Origin of the sequence: Arthrobacter sp. NQ7, assembly GCF_029581595.2 — a bacterium.
GTDB classification, from domain to species: domain Bacteria; phylum Actinomycetota; class Actinomycetes; order Actinomycetales; family Micrococcaceae; genus Arthrobacter; species Arthrobacter phenanthrenivorans_B.
Genome location: NZ_JARFXU020000004.1, coordinates 252726 through 268607, shown reverse-complemented (window position 1 = coordinate 268607; position 15882 = coordinate 252726). Strand labels below are relative to the sequence as shown.

The 15882-nt window shown below is 65.1% G+C and carries 14 protein-coding genes; 10 read left to right on the top strand and 4 right to left on the bottom strand.

Annotated elements, in window-relative coordinates; all coding sequences use genetic code 11:
* Window positions 1-93: 93 nt before the first annotated feature.
* Window positions 94-747 carry a protein tyrosine phosphatase gene (locus PUN71_RS07445; protein ID WP_277797893.1) on the bottom strand — a complete coding sequence of 218 codons (654 nt, stop codon included), beginning with the start codon at window positions 745-747 and terminating at the stop codon, window positions 94-96.
* A 196-nt stretch (window positions 748-943) separates the two neighbouring features.
* Window positions 944-1066, bottom strand: a complete 123-nt coding sequence (locus tag PUN71_RS07440; RefSeq protein ID WP_277797892.1) for a hypothetical protein — start codon at window positions 1064-1066, stop codon at window positions 944-946.
* A 106-nt stretch (window positions 1067-1172) separates the two neighbouring features.
* Here PUN71_RS07440 and PUN71_RS07435 point away from each other — a divergent pair, with 106 nt between their 5' ends.
* The 3 genes from PUN71_RS07435 to PUN71_RS07425 all read left to right on the top strand — a co-directional run bounded on the left by PUN71_RS07435 (window position 1173) and on the right by PUN71_RS07425 (window position 4454).
* Entirely contained in the window at window positions 1173-3155 is a 1983-nt protein-coding gene (locus tag PUN71_RS07435; RefSeq protein WP_277797891.1) for a putative bifunctional diguanylate cyclase/phosphodiesterase, read from the top strand.
* An 85-nt stretch (window positions 3156-3240) separates the two neighbouring features.
* Window positions 3241-3615 (top strand): DUF7793 family protein, encoded by a 375-nt coding sequence (locus PUN71_RS07430; RefSeq protein WP_277797890.1) that lies wholly within the window; start codon window positions 3241-3243, stop codon window positions 3613-3615.
* A 542-nt stretch (window positions 3616-4157) separates the two neighbouring features.
* Window positions 4158-4454 carry a PadR family transcriptional regulator gene (locus PUN71_RS07425; RefSeq protein ID WP_277797889.1) on the top strand — a complete coding sequence of 99 codons (297 nt, stop codon included), beginning with the start codon at window positions 4158-4160 and terminating at the stop codon, window positions 4452-4454.
* A gap of 688 nt (window positions 4455-5142) precedes the next feature.
* Here the strand turns inward: PUN71_RS07425 and PUN71_RS07420 are convergent.
* A protein-coding gene (locus PUN71_RS07420) for an IS3 family transposase (RefSeq protein WP_277797888.1) occupies window positions 5143-6296 on the bottom strand; the annotation gives its coding sequence in 2 pieces (ribosomal slippage) (window positions 5143-6015 and window positions 6018-6296; 1152 coding nt in all).
* A gap of 353 nt (window positions 6297-6649) precedes the next feature.
* On the opposite strand from PUN71_RS07420, the gene PUN71_RS07415 reads away from it, so the two are divergent.
* Both PUN71_RS07415 and PUN71_RS07405 read left to right on the top strand, forming a co-directional pair.
* On the top strand, window positions 6650-7255 hold the full coding sequence (locus PUN71_RS07415; RefSeq protein WP_277797886.1) for an LPXTG cell wall anchor domain-containing protein: 606 nt from the start codon (window positions 6650-6652) through the stop codon (window positions 7253-7255).
* 275 nt (window positions 7256-7530) lie between these two features.
* Window positions 7531-8613 carry a UvrD-helicase domain-containing protein gene (locus tag PUN71_RS07405; protein ID WP_277797885.1) on the top strand — a complete coding sequence of 361 codons (1083 nt, stop codon included), beginning with the start codon at window positions 7531-7533 and terminating at the stop codon, window positions 8611-8613.
* 318 nt (window positions 8614-8931) lie between these two features.
* Here PUN71_RS07405 and PUN71_RS07400 read toward each other — a convergent pair whose 3' ends face one another.
* A complete protein-coding gene (locus PUN71_RS07400) occupies window positions 8932-10428 on the bottom strand; it encodes a recombinase family protein (protein WP_277797931.1) in 1497 nt (498 codons plus the stop codon).
* A 256-nt stretch (window positions 10429-10684) separates the two neighbouring features.
* On the opposite strand from PUN71_RS07400, the gene dxs reads away from it, so the two are divergent.
* The 5 genes from dxs to PUN71_RS07375 are packed head-to-tail and all read left to right on the top strand — an operon-like array spanning window position 10685 to window position 15852.
* Window positions 10685-12658, top strand: coding sequence for a 1-deoxy-D-xylulose-5-phosphate synthase (dxs, locus tag PUN71_RS07395; RefSeq protein WP_277797884.1), 1974 nt, complete (start codon window positions 10685-10687; stop codon window positions 12656-12658).
* The gene (locus tag PUN71_RS07390) at window positions 12655-13275 is read left to right on the top strand and encodes a DUF402 domain-containing protein (RefSeq protein ID WP_156133813.1); all 621 of its coding nucleotides are present in this window, start codon (window positions 12655-12657) and stop codon (window positions 13273-13275) included. Before dxs ends, PUN71_RS07390 begins: the two co-directional genes overlap by 4 nt.
* On the top strand, window positions 13272-13832 hold the full coding sequence (locus PUN71_RS07385) for a hypothetical protein (protein WP_277797883.1): 561 nt from the start codon (window positions 13272-13274) through the stop codon (window positions 13830-13832). The genes PUN71_RS07390 and PUN71_RS07385 overlap by 4 nt, the downstream gene beginning before the upstream one ends.
* A gap of 10 nt (window positions 13833-13842) precedes the next feature.
* Entirely contained in the window at window positions 13843-14820 is a 978-nt protein-coding gene (locus PUN71_RS07380; RefSeq protein WP_277797882.1) for an aldo/keto reductase, read from the top strand.
* 6 nt (window positions 14821-14826) lie between these two features.
* Window positions 14827-15852, top strand: coding sequence for a nucleoside hydrolase (locus PUN71_RS07375; RefSeq protein ID WP_277797881.1), 1026 nt, complete (start codon window positions 14827-14829; stop codon window positions 15850-15852).
* Window positions 15853-15882: the final 30 nt, after the last annotated feature.

Below are 15882 nucleotides of genomic sequence, written 5' to 3'. Positions count from 1 at the left end.
CGGACCAGCCGTTCCCTTGCCCGCGTTTTACCTGCTTGCTGGTCCGGGACCCCCCATGCCCGTCCCGGACCAGAAGCACCGGCTGTCAGCTTCCTATGGCCGGCCGGCCGTGGAGGGCTGGTGCGCGGTGCCGGTGGCTGCCTGCTGCGGCGCGGCAGGGACCACAGCCTGGGTCGGCAGTTCCGGGGCGGCCGGGGCCACAGCCTGCGCCGGCAATTGCGGTGCTGCCGGGGCCACGGCCTGCGCGGGGATGTGGGCGATGGCCGCGTCCGCGCCGGTTTCGGCCGGAATGTTGCTCGCGGACTCTCCCGGGGACGCCACGGCGGCGCAGTACGTGGCGATGTTCGATGCGCCGGAAGCGGCCACGGTCAGGGACTTGTAAGCAATCGATGAGGTGTCCAGTCCGCCGTTCGTGAAGGCCTGGCAAAGCCCGTAAGCTGCCGGCCCTGTGGCGTCCACTGCCGTTGGGGTCGCTGACGGGGTCTCGGACGCTGTCGCGGTCTCGGTCGCGTCCGCCGTCGCCGAAGCCGTTGTTTCGGCGGTGGTGGTCGTGGTGGTTGCCTGGGTGGCCAGGGCGGTGGACGCGGCCGGCGCGGGGGCGCCAATCAGGGTGTGGGCGTTTTCCTGCAGGGGCGCGGGCAGGGTTCCCGTGTATGCGGCGGCAGCGGTTCCCCCGACGGCGAGGGTTCCGGCGGCCAGTGCGCCGGCGGCGATTTTGCTGGAGACCAGCGCGGTAAAGAATGACATGAAATCCTCCAAGGCCAAGAAAATGAGCACCGTGCAGCCGGTGCAGGGAACCAACCCCCTTGGCGATGTAATCGTCACGGAACCCCAAAAGTTACACCCCCTTCCCGGCCGCGGCCGAACAACTTGTCCCGCGGGTTGCCCCCCCTCGAGGGTCCGGGCGCTGGATATGGTTGGGGGAGCGGCCCGGCAGGCCGTATCAGGTGATCGGTTGAACGTGCACGGTCCGGGTTTCGTCGAGGGTGGCAAAGGAGACGTGTTTGGAGTGGTGGTGGCTGGTATCGGCGGCTAACGCGGTGGTCGCGGCAGCGTATTTTGCCATCTCGGCGGCGATTCTTGTGCCGTTGGCCCGGTCCGGGCAGGTGCGGCGGAACCGGTTGGGGACGGCGACGGCGGCGATTTTCTTTAGCTGCGCGGTCGGGCACGGCTTGCACGCGGTTCATCCGCTGCTGCCCCTGGTGGGGGTGGATGCGGCCGAGGGTTTCGCGGCCAGGGAGGAATTTTCCTGGCATGACGTGGTGTGGGATGTGCTGACGGCGGGCATCGGGGTGTATTACTGGACGCTGCGACGGGAGTACGCGTCGATGGTGGCCGGCCCGGTCATGTTCGAGGACTTGCTCGAGCGGCAGCGCCTGGCCAAGTTCGAGGCCGCGGCGAAGCTGAGTGATGTGCGCCGGCAGGCGGCGGTGGAGCTTGCCCGGAGCGAGAAACGCTTCCGGCTGGCCTTCGAACACGCCCCGATCGGGATCGCGCTGATCAGCCTGAACCAGAAGAGCCCGGGGAGGGTTCTGCGGGCCAATTCCGCGTTCTACACCCTGCTGGGACGGCCTCCCACTGAGCTGGCGGCATGCAACATCCTGGATTTTACGGTGCCCGAAGACCTGCCCGCGGCCCGGCGCCGTCTGCGCCAGATGCTCGCCGGGGAAGTCACCGCGTATGCCGATTCCCGGCGGTTCCTGCATGCCGACGGGCAGGTCGTGTGGACATCGATGACCAGTGCCGTGGTTGCCGATGACCACGGGTCACCCTTGTATCTGGTCGCCCAGTTCGAAGACATCACCGCCCGCCGCGAGGCTGAACAGCTCCTGACCCGGCAGGCGATGCACGACGGGCTGACCGGTCTGCCCAACCGGGTGCTGCTGATGGACCGCATCAGCCACGCACTGTCCCGGGCCCACCGGCGCAGCACCGGCGTGGCCGTGCTTTTCGTGGACGTGGACAGCTTCAAAACCGTCAACGACACCCTCGGCCACGCCGCAGGAGACCTGCTCCTGATCGAAGTCGGCCACCGGCTCACCGCCATCGGGCGCGACGACGACACCGTCGCCCGCCTGGCAGGGGACGAATTCGTGGTCCTCTGCGAAGACGTCCCGCACCGGGCCGCAGCCGAAGACATCGCCCGCCGCCTGCTCACCGGGCTTGAGAGGCCCTACCAGATCGGCCGGGAGGTCTACCGCACCAGTGCCAGTCTCGGTATCGCCTTATCCGGTGCCGGCAGCACCGCGGCCGGGCTGCTCGAAAACGCTGACCTCGCCATGTACAGGGCCAAGGAAGCAGGCCGGGGCCAGTACAGGGTCTACGATAAGAACCTGCGCGCCAGCCGGGACCACCGACTCCGCACCGAAAAGGAACTGCGGCACGGCATTGACAACGGCCAGCTGCGCATCCTTTGCCAGCCCGTCATCAACCTTGCCTCCGGGACCATGGCCTGCGTCGAAGCGCTCGTGCGCTGGGCCCACCCCGACCGCGGCCTGCTCACCCCTGCCGAGTTCCTGGATGTCGCCGAAACAACCGGGCTGATCATCCCCCTGGGCCGCTGGATGATCGCGGAAGCCTGCCGCGAGATCGCGGCATGGCAACGCAACGACCCCGACACGGCTCCTGCCCACGTCTCTGTCAATCTCAGCGCTGTGGAACTGGCCGCCCCCGGCACAGTGGATGTCATTGCCCAGGCCCTCCACGACGCCGGGCTCCGGGCCCAGGCCCTATGGGTGGAGCTCACCGAGTCCTCTCTCTTGGACGCCAACAGCGCCAACATCAGCACCGTCCGGCAACTGCGGGCGATGGGCATCCGAATCGCCCTGGATGACTTCGGCACCGGCTACTCCTCGCTCACGAATCTCAAACGGTTCCCCGTGGACGTCGTCAAAATCGACAAATCCTTCGTCGCCGGCCTCGGTACCGACACAGAAGACACCGCCATCATCACCGCCGTCGTCGGGCTCGCCCACGCGCTCGGACTGGCCACCACCGCCGAAGGCGTCGAAAACACCGCCCAACGCGATCACCTGCACCGGCTCGGCTGCACCCACGCCCAGGGATACCTCTACTCCCCACCAGCCACCATCCCCGAACTCACCGGACTCGCCGCCAGCCTCAAGGACCGGGATGCGTCCGAACCGCTACGCTAACAACCGCGGGCACTGATACGCCCTGACCGTGTCCTGCGGTGGTTCAGGTACAACTGCCACCACGACGGATAGGGGGATCCGGCAATTGACCGAGGAACTGACAGTGGCCGGAGGAAAAGGCGTCCTCGCTCTCCGCCCGGACGGATTGCTTCACCTCATCTGGACGGCCGGCGCCGACATTCAGAAAGAGGATGCGATCTCCGCGGTCACAGCGATCAACCGGATCAGCCCGGACCGGGACAGGCCACTGCTCGTCGATATGAAAGCCGCCTCCAATACCTCCGCTGCCGCCAGGGACGTCTTCGGGGTCCCGCACGCGGCATCAAAGATCGCCCTGCTCGGCGAATCCCCGGTGGACCGAATCATCGCCAACTTCTTCATCGGCGTACACCGCCCCCAGCGCCCCACCCAATACTTCACCTCCGAGCAGGCAGCCATAACGTGGCTCACCGAACCCTGACCCGTCCATTGCGGGCAACACCGGAGACGCTCAGCGTTGAACGGCCCAATGAAACCCACGTCCGTAATCCAGACACCCCTGAGATCCAGTGCAGGATGTGGGAAAATGACAGGCGCGGTCTGCCGCCCCTGCATCATCGAGCCGATTTCCGCGGCAGGAAGGGGCGATGTCTTCGATGCGCGATCGACCTGGGGGATTATCGAATCGACGTCCTCTCCCGGAAACCACTTTATCGAGAACCCTACCGAGATTCCGGTTCCGCTGACTGTGCTGGCCCCAGGGGTCGCCGGTGAAAATCAGTTATCAGTCTGGGCCGGCATGACTGTCCCGACACCGCCGTCTACGGTGATTCTTTGTCCTCGTGCGGAATCGGTGGGTGGGTGGTTTTCCTCACCTTTTCCATACTCCCGTGAACCTTCACTGCGTAGCGGCCTATCTGTAGCGGTGCTATTTTAGGGCTACCTGCAGCCCTTCAGCGGCCGGATTTCTTTCAGGAGAGGACCCGAATGCTCCCGATCAGGCCAGAGACACTCAGGGGGCACGTGGACGCGCTCCTCCTATCGGTCCTCGAGCAGGGGCCGCGGCACGGTTACGCCATCATCGAAAGCGTACGTGATGGCAGCGAAGGGACCTTCGACCTGCCTACCGGCACCATGTACCCTGCACTGCACAGACTCGAGCGGGCCGGGTTCATCCGTAGCGAGTGGCAGGACGTCGGGGGACGCCGCCGCCGCGTCTACGAACTGACGACCGCAGGACGCCAAAGCCTCATAACCGAGCGGGTCGCCTGGTCCAAGTTCTCCGACACGTTAAGCACCCTGCTCGAGAGAAAGGACTGAAGTCACCCGGGGACGACAAATCGTACATTGCGTACTTGTCCGAACTCCCCAAACTACTGCAGGGCCCCATACGCCAAGGCAAGTACTGTCGAAGAAGTTCCTGAAGAGATACTGGATTCCGCCAAGCCACACCAGAGGACTATCTCCCGCCTCAGCTGCCGACGCGGCGGTAGCTGCCTTCGGCGAGCATGCCGTCGTCGCGTTGGCCTTAGCCAGTGCCTTGGCCATGTCGCAGCCCCGCAAGATCCGACGGTCCCTAATGAACACTGTCGCTGCTGCTGGTGTCGGCACACGAGAAAATTGCTCAGCGCACTGATTTGGCCACCCCGCGCTGTCGGTCGTTGTGGCGGCCGCGGGGGCGGAAGTTGCTGGTCCTCGCCACCTCGGCGCCCTGACCCGCCGCCCCGAAGCGACGCCAAGGCAAGAGTTACTGGCAGCGGCTCGGGCGAGCCACCTTGGCGAACCCTGGTCCCGCCGTAGCCGCGTGCAGACGACGTCTGACAGCAACCCATTTCTGAAACTGCACAAACAGCGCAAGCTGAATACCAGCCGGTGATTCTCGTCATATGTCGCTTTTAACCTTCTGGTTGAACCCCTATGTATTCATCCTTGGGTATGCGACATATCGGAGGAACCGGGACTGCTGAAGGTTTAGTTGACAGCTGGGGTTGATAAATTGTTGCGCGGCTCAGGCCGCGTTTTTTATTGTCTCAAACTCGATGGGTGTCAGCCGTCCGAGGGCGCGCTGGCGGCGTTTGCGGTGGTAGCTGCGTTCGATCCAGGTCGTGATAGCCAGCCGGAGCTCCGCGCGGGTCTCCCACCGTTTCCGGTTCAGGACGTTCTTTTGCAGCAGGGAGAAGAACGATTCCATCGCGGCGTTGTCACCGCAGGCCCCTACCCGACCCATCGATCCGTGCAAACCGTAGGTGTTCAGTGCCAGGACGAACTTTCTGGACCTGAATTGGGATCCTCTGTCCGAGTGGACCACCGTGCCGGCCGGTTTCCTCAGGGCCACGGCATGGTCCAGTGCGGCAACGGCGAGGGACGCTTTCATCCGACCGTCCATCGAGTAGCCGACGATCCGGTTCGAATGCAGGTCCTTAATCGCGCACAGGTACAGCTTGCCCTCCCCGGTGTGGTGCTCGGTGATGTCCGTGAGCCATTTGCGGTTCGGTGCCGTGGCGCTGAAGTCCCGTTCGATGAGGTCATCGTGGACCGGAGGGCCGGCCTTGAGCCCTGACCGGCGCCGCCGGTGGATCACCGAGAGGATCCCGTTCTCGGAGCACAGCCGCCAGATCCGGCGTTCACTGGCCCCAGTGCCGGGACCGGCGTTGATCTCATCGGCGATGAACCGGTATCCGAAGGCAGGATCGTCGCGGTGGTGGTCGATGGCCGAGTTGATCAGGTGGGCTTCTTCCCAGTCCCGGGCGGGGACGGGACTGGCGGCCCACTGGTAGTAGGCCTGTCTGGAAAAATTCAGTACCCGGCAGGACACTGCCACGGGAACCCGGATCGGGGCATCCCTGGCAGCCAGCTCGCGGACCAGCGGGTACATCATTTTTTTGGATTGATGTCCCGAGACAGGTAGGCCACGGCACGGCGCATGACTTCGGCTTCCTGTTCCAGGAGCCGGATGCGTTTGTTGGCTTCCCGCAACTTCGCGGCGTCATCGGACACCGCCCCGGACGCTACGCCGTCTTCCTTGTCGGCGATCTTCATCCAGCGGTGCAGAGCAGCCGGTGAGACCCCGAAGTCCTTGGCGATCTGGACGATGGGCGCTTCGCCCTTGCGGGCAACCGCGACGACATCGCGGCGGAACTCTTCGGGAAAGGCTTTGGGCATGATGAACATCCTTCCACCGGCAAGGATCAAATCCTCACAGGCAAAGTGTCAATCAAACCTTCAGCAGTCCCACCCGTGCCGAAACTGATCGATTATGCCTCGCGTTTCGATACGGCGGCAGTCACCGATCGGGCCTCGTTTGTCGCGGCTGAGATAATAGGCAGTTATCGGCAGGATAGTGCAACAGTAGTTGTTAAAGATTTTGGATTTATCTTGAAATAAGCATACTTACGATGTAAGACTTTTTGAGTCCAGGGGTGTCAGATCTCGGTCACGGGTGGGGGCGGGGTCTCCTCGCCCATGAATTGTGTCTATCAGGTCTCAACCAGGCACCAAGGTCTCAGGGGAAAAAATTGAAGAAACTACTTGTCGTGCTCGCGTTCGTTGGCAGTATCGTGTTGGGGGCTTCCGCGCCGGCGTTGGCCACCACCTATCCTGCCCCGCCCCCGCAGGGATCTGTTTCCAGTGGCACCATTTCCGCGGGCGGCTCCGTCGTATTCTCCGGAACCGGGTTCCTGCCCGGGGAAACGATTAATATCACCGTCACCCAGACCGCTACAGCGCAGGGCGCCGCGGCTCCCGGCAGGGGCGGGGCAGTGACCATGGCTGTTCCCGGGGTGCTTCCGCTGGCGCCGCTGACTCTGTCGACCGTGGCAGATGCCTCCGGTGCGTTCTCGGTCACCATCACGTTGAACACGCCCGGGACGTACGTGCTGACCGCCGTGGGCGCAACCTCCGGCCACACCGTCTCCGCGACAGTGGTTGTCACCGCACCCGCGGCCTTGGCCAACACCGGCGGGGCACCATTGGCTGATACCGGCGCCGGCTTGGCCGGCACGGGAGTGGATTCCAGCCTGGTCCTGTGGGTCCTGGTGGGCGCCGGCGCACTCGCAGCCGGCACCGCGTCCGTCGTGGTGGTCCGCCGACGCGCAAAGAACGAAAGCGTCACCGCAGCCTAAACACACAACAAACGGGGGTTTTATTTCCCGGTGATCCGGTCAACAACAACTCCTTTATCGAGCGGTGTGCGCTCCGTGATGAGGCCATCCGGGTCGCCATCGATGACTTCGATACCGGATACTCCCCCTCGGGCGCCTCCAGGACCTGCCGGTGGACATCCTCAAAATTGACCAGTCACTTGTTTCAGTGAGCGCCACGGGGGCCGAAACCCTCCCGATCCTGGCCTCCATGACGGCCATGGCCCACGGCGAAGGGCAACCGCCTCACGCCCGACGTGCTGACGCAGCGGGCTGGCCGAACCTTGCGGGCCAGGCTCTTCACACGCCTGTACGGCGTCATCCTCGCCGAATGGGACCGTCAGCTCCGAGCCGCGGGCCAGATCGATTTCGACGACATGCTGAATCTCGCCACCGATCACGTCGAGTCGGGCCGGTGGCTGAGTCCATACCGGCTCGTCATGGTCGACGAGATGCAGGACACCAGCGCCGCACGCGCGGTGTTGGTTCGGGCGCTGATGAAGACTCCTGGAAACTACCTGTACGCGGTCGGCGACGACTGGCAGTCCATCAACAGGTTCGCGGGCTCAGACCTCAGTGTGATGACCCGCTTCGATAATTGGTTCGGGACAGCGTCCACCATCTGGCTGGACCGCACCTTCCGGTCCCCGCAGTCCCTGTGCGATGTCGCCGGTGGGTTCGTGATGAAAAACCCCAATCAAATCTCCAAGAACGTCCGATCTTCAGCGCCGGAGGCTGTCGAGACCGTATGCGCCGTCAGTGTACGGGAGCGCAGCCACTACGGATCGGCCGTCCGGCAGCACCTGACAACCCTTGACTCAGAGCTCACTGAGCCAGCCAGTGTGCTGCTGCTCGGCCGGTACTCCCGGTCCAAGGACGATGTCACCTCGGCGCTGGAAGCCAGATACGCCAACCTGACCATTGAGTTCAACACCGTGCACGCCTCGAAAGGAAAGGAGGCAGACTACGTCGTTGTGCTCGGCCTCGAGAGGAACGGATTCCCCAGCATTGTCGAGGATGATGCTCTCCTGCAACTGGCCATGGCCGCCCCCGACTCCTACCCACACGCAGAAGAACGACGCCTGTTCTATGTCGCACTGACCCGTGCCAAGCGCTCAGCGCTCCTGGTCACGCGCGCCGGTAGGGAATCAGCGTTCCTCCTCGAGCTGGTCGGAGATCGTGTCGTCAAGATCCGATCCGCGACAGGCGACGACATCACCCCAGTGGTCTGCCCGAAATGCAAGAAACACACGATGAGGGAACGCAAAGGGCGCTACGGCCGGTTCTTCGGCTGCGCCGGGTACCCGACCTGCACCGGAACGATAAAGCTCGCCGGCTAGCAGCCGGTGAAACCTCGTGACGCTGAGCTGAGGTGTGGCGGCCCTTCCGAATCTACGAGATGCTGACGAATGCAGAAGCGGCATACTGGCACCGAATGTCACCCCGACTCCGGCGCTGAACCGAAATCGTTGGGGCCGCGACTGAGTTCTCACCACACCTTTTGGAACTCCTCAGAGATGTATTGGGTACCCCAGTCCGAATGCCCGTAGGGCGGGATCGGCTCATACGTCAGCGCTATTGGTTTGCTGCTCGACGGGCCAGAACCCGTCTCCACGCCGGTTCTCGAAACCCGTTCGACTAGACCCCGGCGCGCGGCCTCAGGCCAGCGACAACTGCGGCTCCTCATGCCAGCGGATCTCGATCGAGGAAATAACGCCTTCCAGCCATTCGCGATACTTCTCCCGATTCGCCTCAGAAGGGCGGCGACGACCGACAGGCTGGCCGTGCACGAGGACTTCGCCCAGAGCCTTCACGACCGTGGCCTGCGCATTTACATCCTCAAGCGCCATCCACGCTGCGGCTGGATCAGGTGCTTTCATCAATCCCATGAGTGCGTTGGACGATCCGATGCGAGCCAAACGGGACTCCACGTCCGCGATCTTGCTCTCGGTTACCTCCGTGGCCACCTTCAGCTGCCGCGCAGTCAGCTCTCCCGCAGCGTAGTCCTCCGTAATCTGGTCAAGCCGGGCCCGCAGTCCGTTTGCCTCGTCCCTCAGGCGTCGCACGTCCCCTGAGGGGCTCTTCTCCGAGGCCATCGCTGCGACAACCTTCGGATCGCGCAAGCGCCGGCAAATGGCACCTTCAACAACAGCCTCGACGTATTCCGCCTTCCGCGAGACATGCCACTTCGGACACATGTATGTGCGATACGGCTCTCCACCGTTTTTCACCCCACTGTACGAAGTGCGCATCGGCTCTCGACACACGCCGCATAAGAAGGTGCCTGCCCCGATGTAGAGACGTGCATTGCCCTTTTGCGCGTACTTGGTTCGTCGTCCAGGGTCCGAGAGCACGTCACCGACCGCTCGAAAAACGTCTTCGGACACCAAAGGTGTCCAGTCACCTGGACCGACGTACTCGCGACGGCGTTTTCCGTCCGGCTGAGTTCGGAGGACCCATCTCTGCGCGATGTACCTCGGGTTCCTCAGAAGATCCCGCACCCCGACCCGACCCCACGCCTTGCCGCGGGTGTTGAGGATGCCCTGCTCGCCGAGCCACCGCGCGATGGTGTGGAGACCCGACCCAGCCGCGAAACGCGAGAACATCTCGCGGACAATCTCGGCCTCGTCCTCTCGGACTGTGCCGTCGATGTTGTACCCAAAGGCCCGACCGGTGTGCGGCGGACGTCCCATCTGGGCCCGCTGGTCGTTGGAGAACTTCTGGCGCTTTGCCTTGTGCTCTGACTCCTGGCGCGCCACCGAGGCCTTGATCCTGGCAAACATCCTGCCGTTCTCCGTGGACAAGTCGTGGGAACCATCGACCGTCACGAGAGTGAACCCACGGACCTCGCCCATGTCGCACCAGTCCTCAAGCTGACGAGGTTGACGAGTGAGGCGATCGAGGTCCCACACGATGACCCCATCGATCTGGCCGTTCTTGGCAGCCGAGACCATCTCCTCGTACTTCGGCCGCCTGACGTTCTTTGCGAACGCGCTCTTCGAGTTGTCGATGTACTCGGCGACGACCGTCCACCCTCGCGATCTCGCGATGCCCCGTGCCTCGTCAAGCTGCCGCTGGACGCCGAGTTCGTCACCTTTCTTATCCAGCGAGATGCGACAGTAGATACCGACATGGAGCGGCCTTTTCGAAATCATCACAGGAGCGCCTGCGGGGCGCGGGGAGCGGGGCTGCTGATCATGTACTAAGTATATCTAGTAGTTCGTGAAGCACCTTGCAGTACGTGCTGCGCCAGATCTCCGTCAACTAGCGGGATCTGCCAGCAGGCAGCAGCCACCCCGAAGCCCCGGCCGGTCACGGACCAGCCGGGGCTTCGGCTTTTCGGCGACGTCCGGCCCTGCGAACCGAGGCGTTAGAGTTAAACGGCACGTCTACCACCCAAAGGAGGGGTCATTGGGAATCTTGGACACCATCCGGAATCCGCAGGACCTGAACGAGTTGACCGAGGAACAGCTGGAACAGCTGGCCTCGGAGATCAGGGAATTCCTGATCACGAACGTCTCGCAGACGGGCGGCCACCTCGGACCCAACCTCGGCGTCGTGGAACTGACGCTGGCCGTGCACCGCATCTTCGAATCTCCCCGTGACAGCATCGTCTTCGATACGGGACACCAGTCCTACGTCCACAAACTGCTCACCGGACGCCAGGATTTCAGCACCCTCCGCCAGGAAGGCGGCCTCTCCGGCTACCCCTCCAGGGCAGAGTCGGAGCATGACATCGTCGAAAGCTCCCACGCGTCCTCCTCGCTGTCCTGGGCCGATGGGATCTCCCGCGCCCGGCAGTTGACCGGGGAGGGCGACCGGCACGTCGTCGCGGTGGTGGGCGACGGCGCCCTCACCGGCGGCATGGCCTGGGAAGCCATCAACAACATCGCCGCGGACAAGAAGCGCCGCGTGGTCATTGTCGTCAACGACAACGGCCGCTCCTACGCCCCCACGGTGGGCGGATTCGCGGACTACCTCGCATCGCTGCGCCCCACCATCGACTCCTTCCGCGCCGCCCCCGCCTACGAGGGTGCACTCGACTGGTGGAAGAAGCGGCTGCAGAACGGCGGCCCCGTGGGCCAATTCACTTACAAGAGCCTGCATGCCATGAAGAAGGGCATCAAGGACTGGTGGGCGCCGCAGGGCATGTTCGAGGACCTCGGCATGAAATACATCGGCCCGGTGGACGGCCACAACCTCCAGGCCATGGAGCACGCCCTGTCCACCGCCAGGAACTACGGCGGCCCCGTGATCGTGCACGCGATGACGGAAAAAGGCCACGGCTACGCGCCGGCCCGCGCCCACGAGGCCGACCAGTTCCACGCCGTCGGCATCATCGATCCGGAAACCGGTGAACCCACGGGCAGCGGCGGCGCCCAGTCCTGGACCTCCGTGTTCGCTGACGAGATCGCCGCCATCGCCGACGAGCGCGAGGACATCGTCGGCATCACCGGCGCCATGCTGATCCCGGTGGGGCTGCACAAGTTCGCCGCCAGGCACCCGAAGCGTGTCATCGACGTCGGCATCGCCGAGCAGCACGCCCTCACCGCAGCTGCCGGCATGGCCTTCGGCGGCCTGCACCCGGTGGTTGCCGTCTACGCCACCTTCCTGAACCGGGCCTTCGACCAGCTGCTCATGGACGTCGCCCTCCACAAGGCCGGCGTCACCATCGTCCTGGACCGTGCCGGCGTCACGGGACCGGATGGCGCCAGCCACCACGGCATGTGGGACATGGCCATGGTCCAGATCGTGCCCGGCCTGCACCTGGCTGCGCCCCGCGACGCCTCGCGCCTCCGCGAGGAACTGCGCGAGGCCGTGGCCGTCAGCGACGCCCCCACTGTCGTCCGCTTCTCCAAAGGTTCCGTAGGCCCCGAAGTGGAAGCGATCGAACGCCTCAGCGACGGCGTGGACGTCCTTGCCCGCCGGCCGTCCGGGTCCACCGAAAACGACGTACTGATCGTCAGCGTCGGCGCCATGTCAGAACTTGCCCTCGACGTCTCCGCCCGGCTCGGTGCCCAGGGCATCAGCACCACCGTGGTGGATCCCCGCTGGGTCCTGCCCGTGCGCCGCTCCATCGTTGCGCTGGCCTCGCACCACCGCCTGGTGGTCTGCATCGAAGACGGCGTCCGGGCCGGCGGCGTCGGCTCCCGCATCCGGCAGGAAATGCGCGCCGCCGGGGTGGACACCGCCCTAAACGAGGTGGGCCTGCCCGTGGAGTTCCTGGACCACGGCACCCGCAACCAGGTGCTGGAGCGTGTTGGGCTGACCGCCCAGCAAATTACGCACGACGTCGTCGCACAGGTTTTGGGAACCAAAGTTCCGTTCGCGCGGCCCCTGCCCGGGCAGCAGCACCCCACCACCGGCAGCCTTCCGATCCTGTGAGGGACGAAGACGAACTGAAGTACCCTGGCCCCGCCGGGGAGGCCGGACCGGTTCTGCACACCACCACCACGCGGGTACCCAACGGCCTGGAGCCGGGCCAGCTGGTGGTTTCCCGCAACCGCAAATGGAACGGCAAGGCGCATTGGGTGGTGCCCGGCCGTTACCTAGGCGAGGACCAGTACGGCTGGTGGATCTTCCAGGGCACCAACGAGTTCTGCTCCCGCCCCGGGGCCGCCTTCTACACGCGCTCCGATGCCGTGCTGCTGGTGCCGCGCGAGGGCGACTGGGTGGCCACGTTCTACGACTCCGCCCACCCCAACGGCGTGCGCGTCTACGTGGACCTGGCCGTGGGGCACGAGTGGACGCACATCCGTCCCGCCGTGACCGAGTTCCATGTGATCGACATGGACCTGGACGTCATCCGCACCGCGGACCGCGGCGTCTTCATCGATGACCAGGACGAATTCGCGGAGCACAGCATCGCCATGCATTACCCCCAGCGGCTGATCGAGGACATCCAGTCCGCCGCGGACGGGCTGTACCACGCCGTGAAGGCGCAGCATGCGCCTTTCGACGGCACCGACGTCGAATGGTTTACAAAAGGACGCACCATATGAGCGGCATTGTCAGGGTTTACAAGCGCGACGACGAAGGCGTCCTCCACTTCCGGGAGGCCTGGTTTGACGAGGACTACTCGCAGTTCGTGATGAACTTCGGCGTGGTGGGGCACCAGAGCAAGACCGAGGAAACGGACGTCCCCGACGCCGACGCTGCAGAGGGCCTCCTGGACGCCTTTGCCGTGCAGTGCACCGAGGACGGGTACGCCGAGATTCCCGCCGAGGAACAGTCCTGGGTGGTGGCCCAGTTCGCGCTCAAGACCCGGGAGGGCACGGAACGTGACCGGCGCCTTGAGCAAAAGGCCAAGGACGCCCTCATCAGCCACCTCGCGTGGCGCGGGCTGGGCACGGTGGAGCGGTCCGAATTTGCCGACTACAAGCTCAACATCTTCTGCCTGTGCCCGGACGTCAACAAGGCCGTCAACGCCATCAAGGTCTGCGCCCGGGGAGAGGACCTTGACTTCACCAAGCTCAGCATCGGCGCCGCCCCCTACGCCGAGCCCGGCCACTACAAACTCAAGCACCCGGCCAAGCCGGCCGGCAGCTTCAGCCTTTAGGAGACCTTCGTTGACCAGTTACCGCCGCGTTGGAAAATCAGGCCTTACCGTCTCCACCGTAGGCCTGGGCTGCAACAACCTGGGCCGGGCCAACACCGCAACGGAATCCCAGGATGCCACGGACGCCGTCATCCATGCCGCCGTTGACGCCGGGATCACCCTCTTCGACGTCGCCGACACCTACGGCCGCGAACCGGGACTGAGCGAAACCATGCTGGGCAAAGCGCTGGGGAGCCGGCGCGGGGACGTGGTGCTTGCCACCAAGTTCGGCATGGACATGAAAGGCGCCAGCGGGCCGGACTTCGGCGCCCGCGGATCCCGCCGCTACATCATCCAGGCGGTGGAGGCCTCGCTGCGGCGGCTCGGCACGGAGTGGATCGACCTCTACCAGTTCCACACCCCGGACCCGCTGACCCCCATCGACGAGACCCTTGCGGCGCTGGACACACTGGTCAGCAGCGGCAAGGTCCGCTACATCGGCCACTCCAACAGGTCCGGCTGGCAGATCGCCCAGGCGGAGTACGTGGCCCGGGAACTGGGCACCGCACGCTTCATCTCCACGCAGAACCACTACAACCTGCTGGACCGGCGCGCGGAACTCGAGGTGACCCCGGCCGCGGAGGAGTTCGGCCTGGGCGTCCTGCCGTACTTCCCGCTGGCCAACGGCCTGCTGACCGGCAAGTACGCTCCAGGGCACGCTCCCGAAGGGTCCCGGCTGAGCCACACACGCACCACCATGGTGGACGACGCCGACTGGGACCAGCTGGGCCGGTTCAGCTCGTTCGCGAAGGAACGCGGCCTGACGGAGATCGAGGTGGCCTTCTCCTGGCTCGCCGCCCAGCCATCGGTGGCCAGCGTGATCGCCGGCGCCACCAGGCCTGAACAGGTCAGGCAGAACGCGGAAGCGGCTGACTGGATTCCGACCCCGCAAGACCTGGCCGAGCTGGACGGGATCTTCCCCGCCGTGCCCAAGGTTGCGCTCTTCTAGGCAGCCGTGCCCGCTTATCTGCTGGACGTCGACACCGGCATCGACGATGCCTTGGCCCTTGCCTACCTTGCCGCACTCCCGGACACCGAGTTCGTGGCGGTCACGGCCACCCCGGGCAATGTCGACGCCGACCAGGTGGCCCGCAATACCCTCGCGCTGCTCGAACTCTGCGGGCGGCCTGGTGTCGAGGTGGCTGTGGGGGCCCGCAAGCCCTTGTCCATCCCGCTGCTCACCACCCCTGAAACCCACGGGCCACAGGGGATCGGCTACGCCGTCCTGCCCGCGCCCGCCGGAAGGCTGAGCCAGCGGAACGCCGTGGATCTGTGGATCGAGCAGGCCCGGGCCAGGCCCGGCCAGCTCACCGCGCTCATCACCGCCCCGCTGACCAACTTCGCCCTGGCGCTGCGGCAGGAACCCGCCCTTCCCGACCTCCTGGCCAAAGTGGTGATCATGGGCGGGGCCTTCTACCACCAGGGCAACACCACCCCCACCGCCGAGTGGAACACGCACGTGGACCCGCACGCCGCCAAGGAGGTTTACGCCGCCTACCGGGGCCGGCCGCCGGAGAGCCTTCCCATCGTCTGCTCCCTGGACACCACGGAACGGATGGAGCTGCATCCGGCCCACGTCACCGCCTTGGCTAAGGCGGCCGGTGCGGGAACCCCCGAACTCGTGCTCCCCGAAGACCCCGAGGGCCGCCGCAGCACCTCCGGCAACACCCTGATCAGGCACCTCTCGGATGCCCTGCGCTTCTACTTCGAGTTCCACCGGCGTTACGACCAGGGGTACCTGGCGCATGTCCACGACTTCTTCGCGGCGGGCGTCGCCGCAGGCACCCTGGAGTACACCGCGCGGCCCGCCACGGTGGACGTCGAAACAGACTCACCGCTCCTGGCCGGGACCACCGTGGCCGACTTCCGCGGCCTCTGGGGCGCACCCCCGAACGCCAGGATCGTGACCGGCAACAACCCGGAACAGGCGTTCGCCGAACTGGTGTCCGCCGTCGGACGCCTTGCCCGCCGGGTGGGGTGAACCGGCAAACCGAACCCCGGAAAGACCGGA

What these genes read in the sequence shown, in the direction of transcription:
- PUN71_RS07385 (WP_277797883.1), top strand. Translation starts at nt 13,272, where the DNA reads ATGAGCGGCATTGTCAGGGTTTACAAGCGCGACGACGAAGGCGTCCTC.
- PUN71_RS07445 (WP_277797893.1), bottom strand. Translation starts at nt 747, where the DNA reads ATGTCATTCTTTACCGCGCTGGTCTCCAGCAAAATCGCCGCCGGCGCA.
- PUN71_RS07400 (WP_277797931.1), bottom strand. Translation starts at nt 10,428, where the DNA reads ATGATTTCGAAAAGGCCGCTCCATGTCGGTATCTACTGTCGCATCTCG.
- PUN71_RS07440 (WP_277797892.1), bottom strand. Translation starts at nt 1,066, where the DNA reads ATGGCAAAATACGCTGCCGCGACCACCGCGTTAGCCGCCGATACCAGC.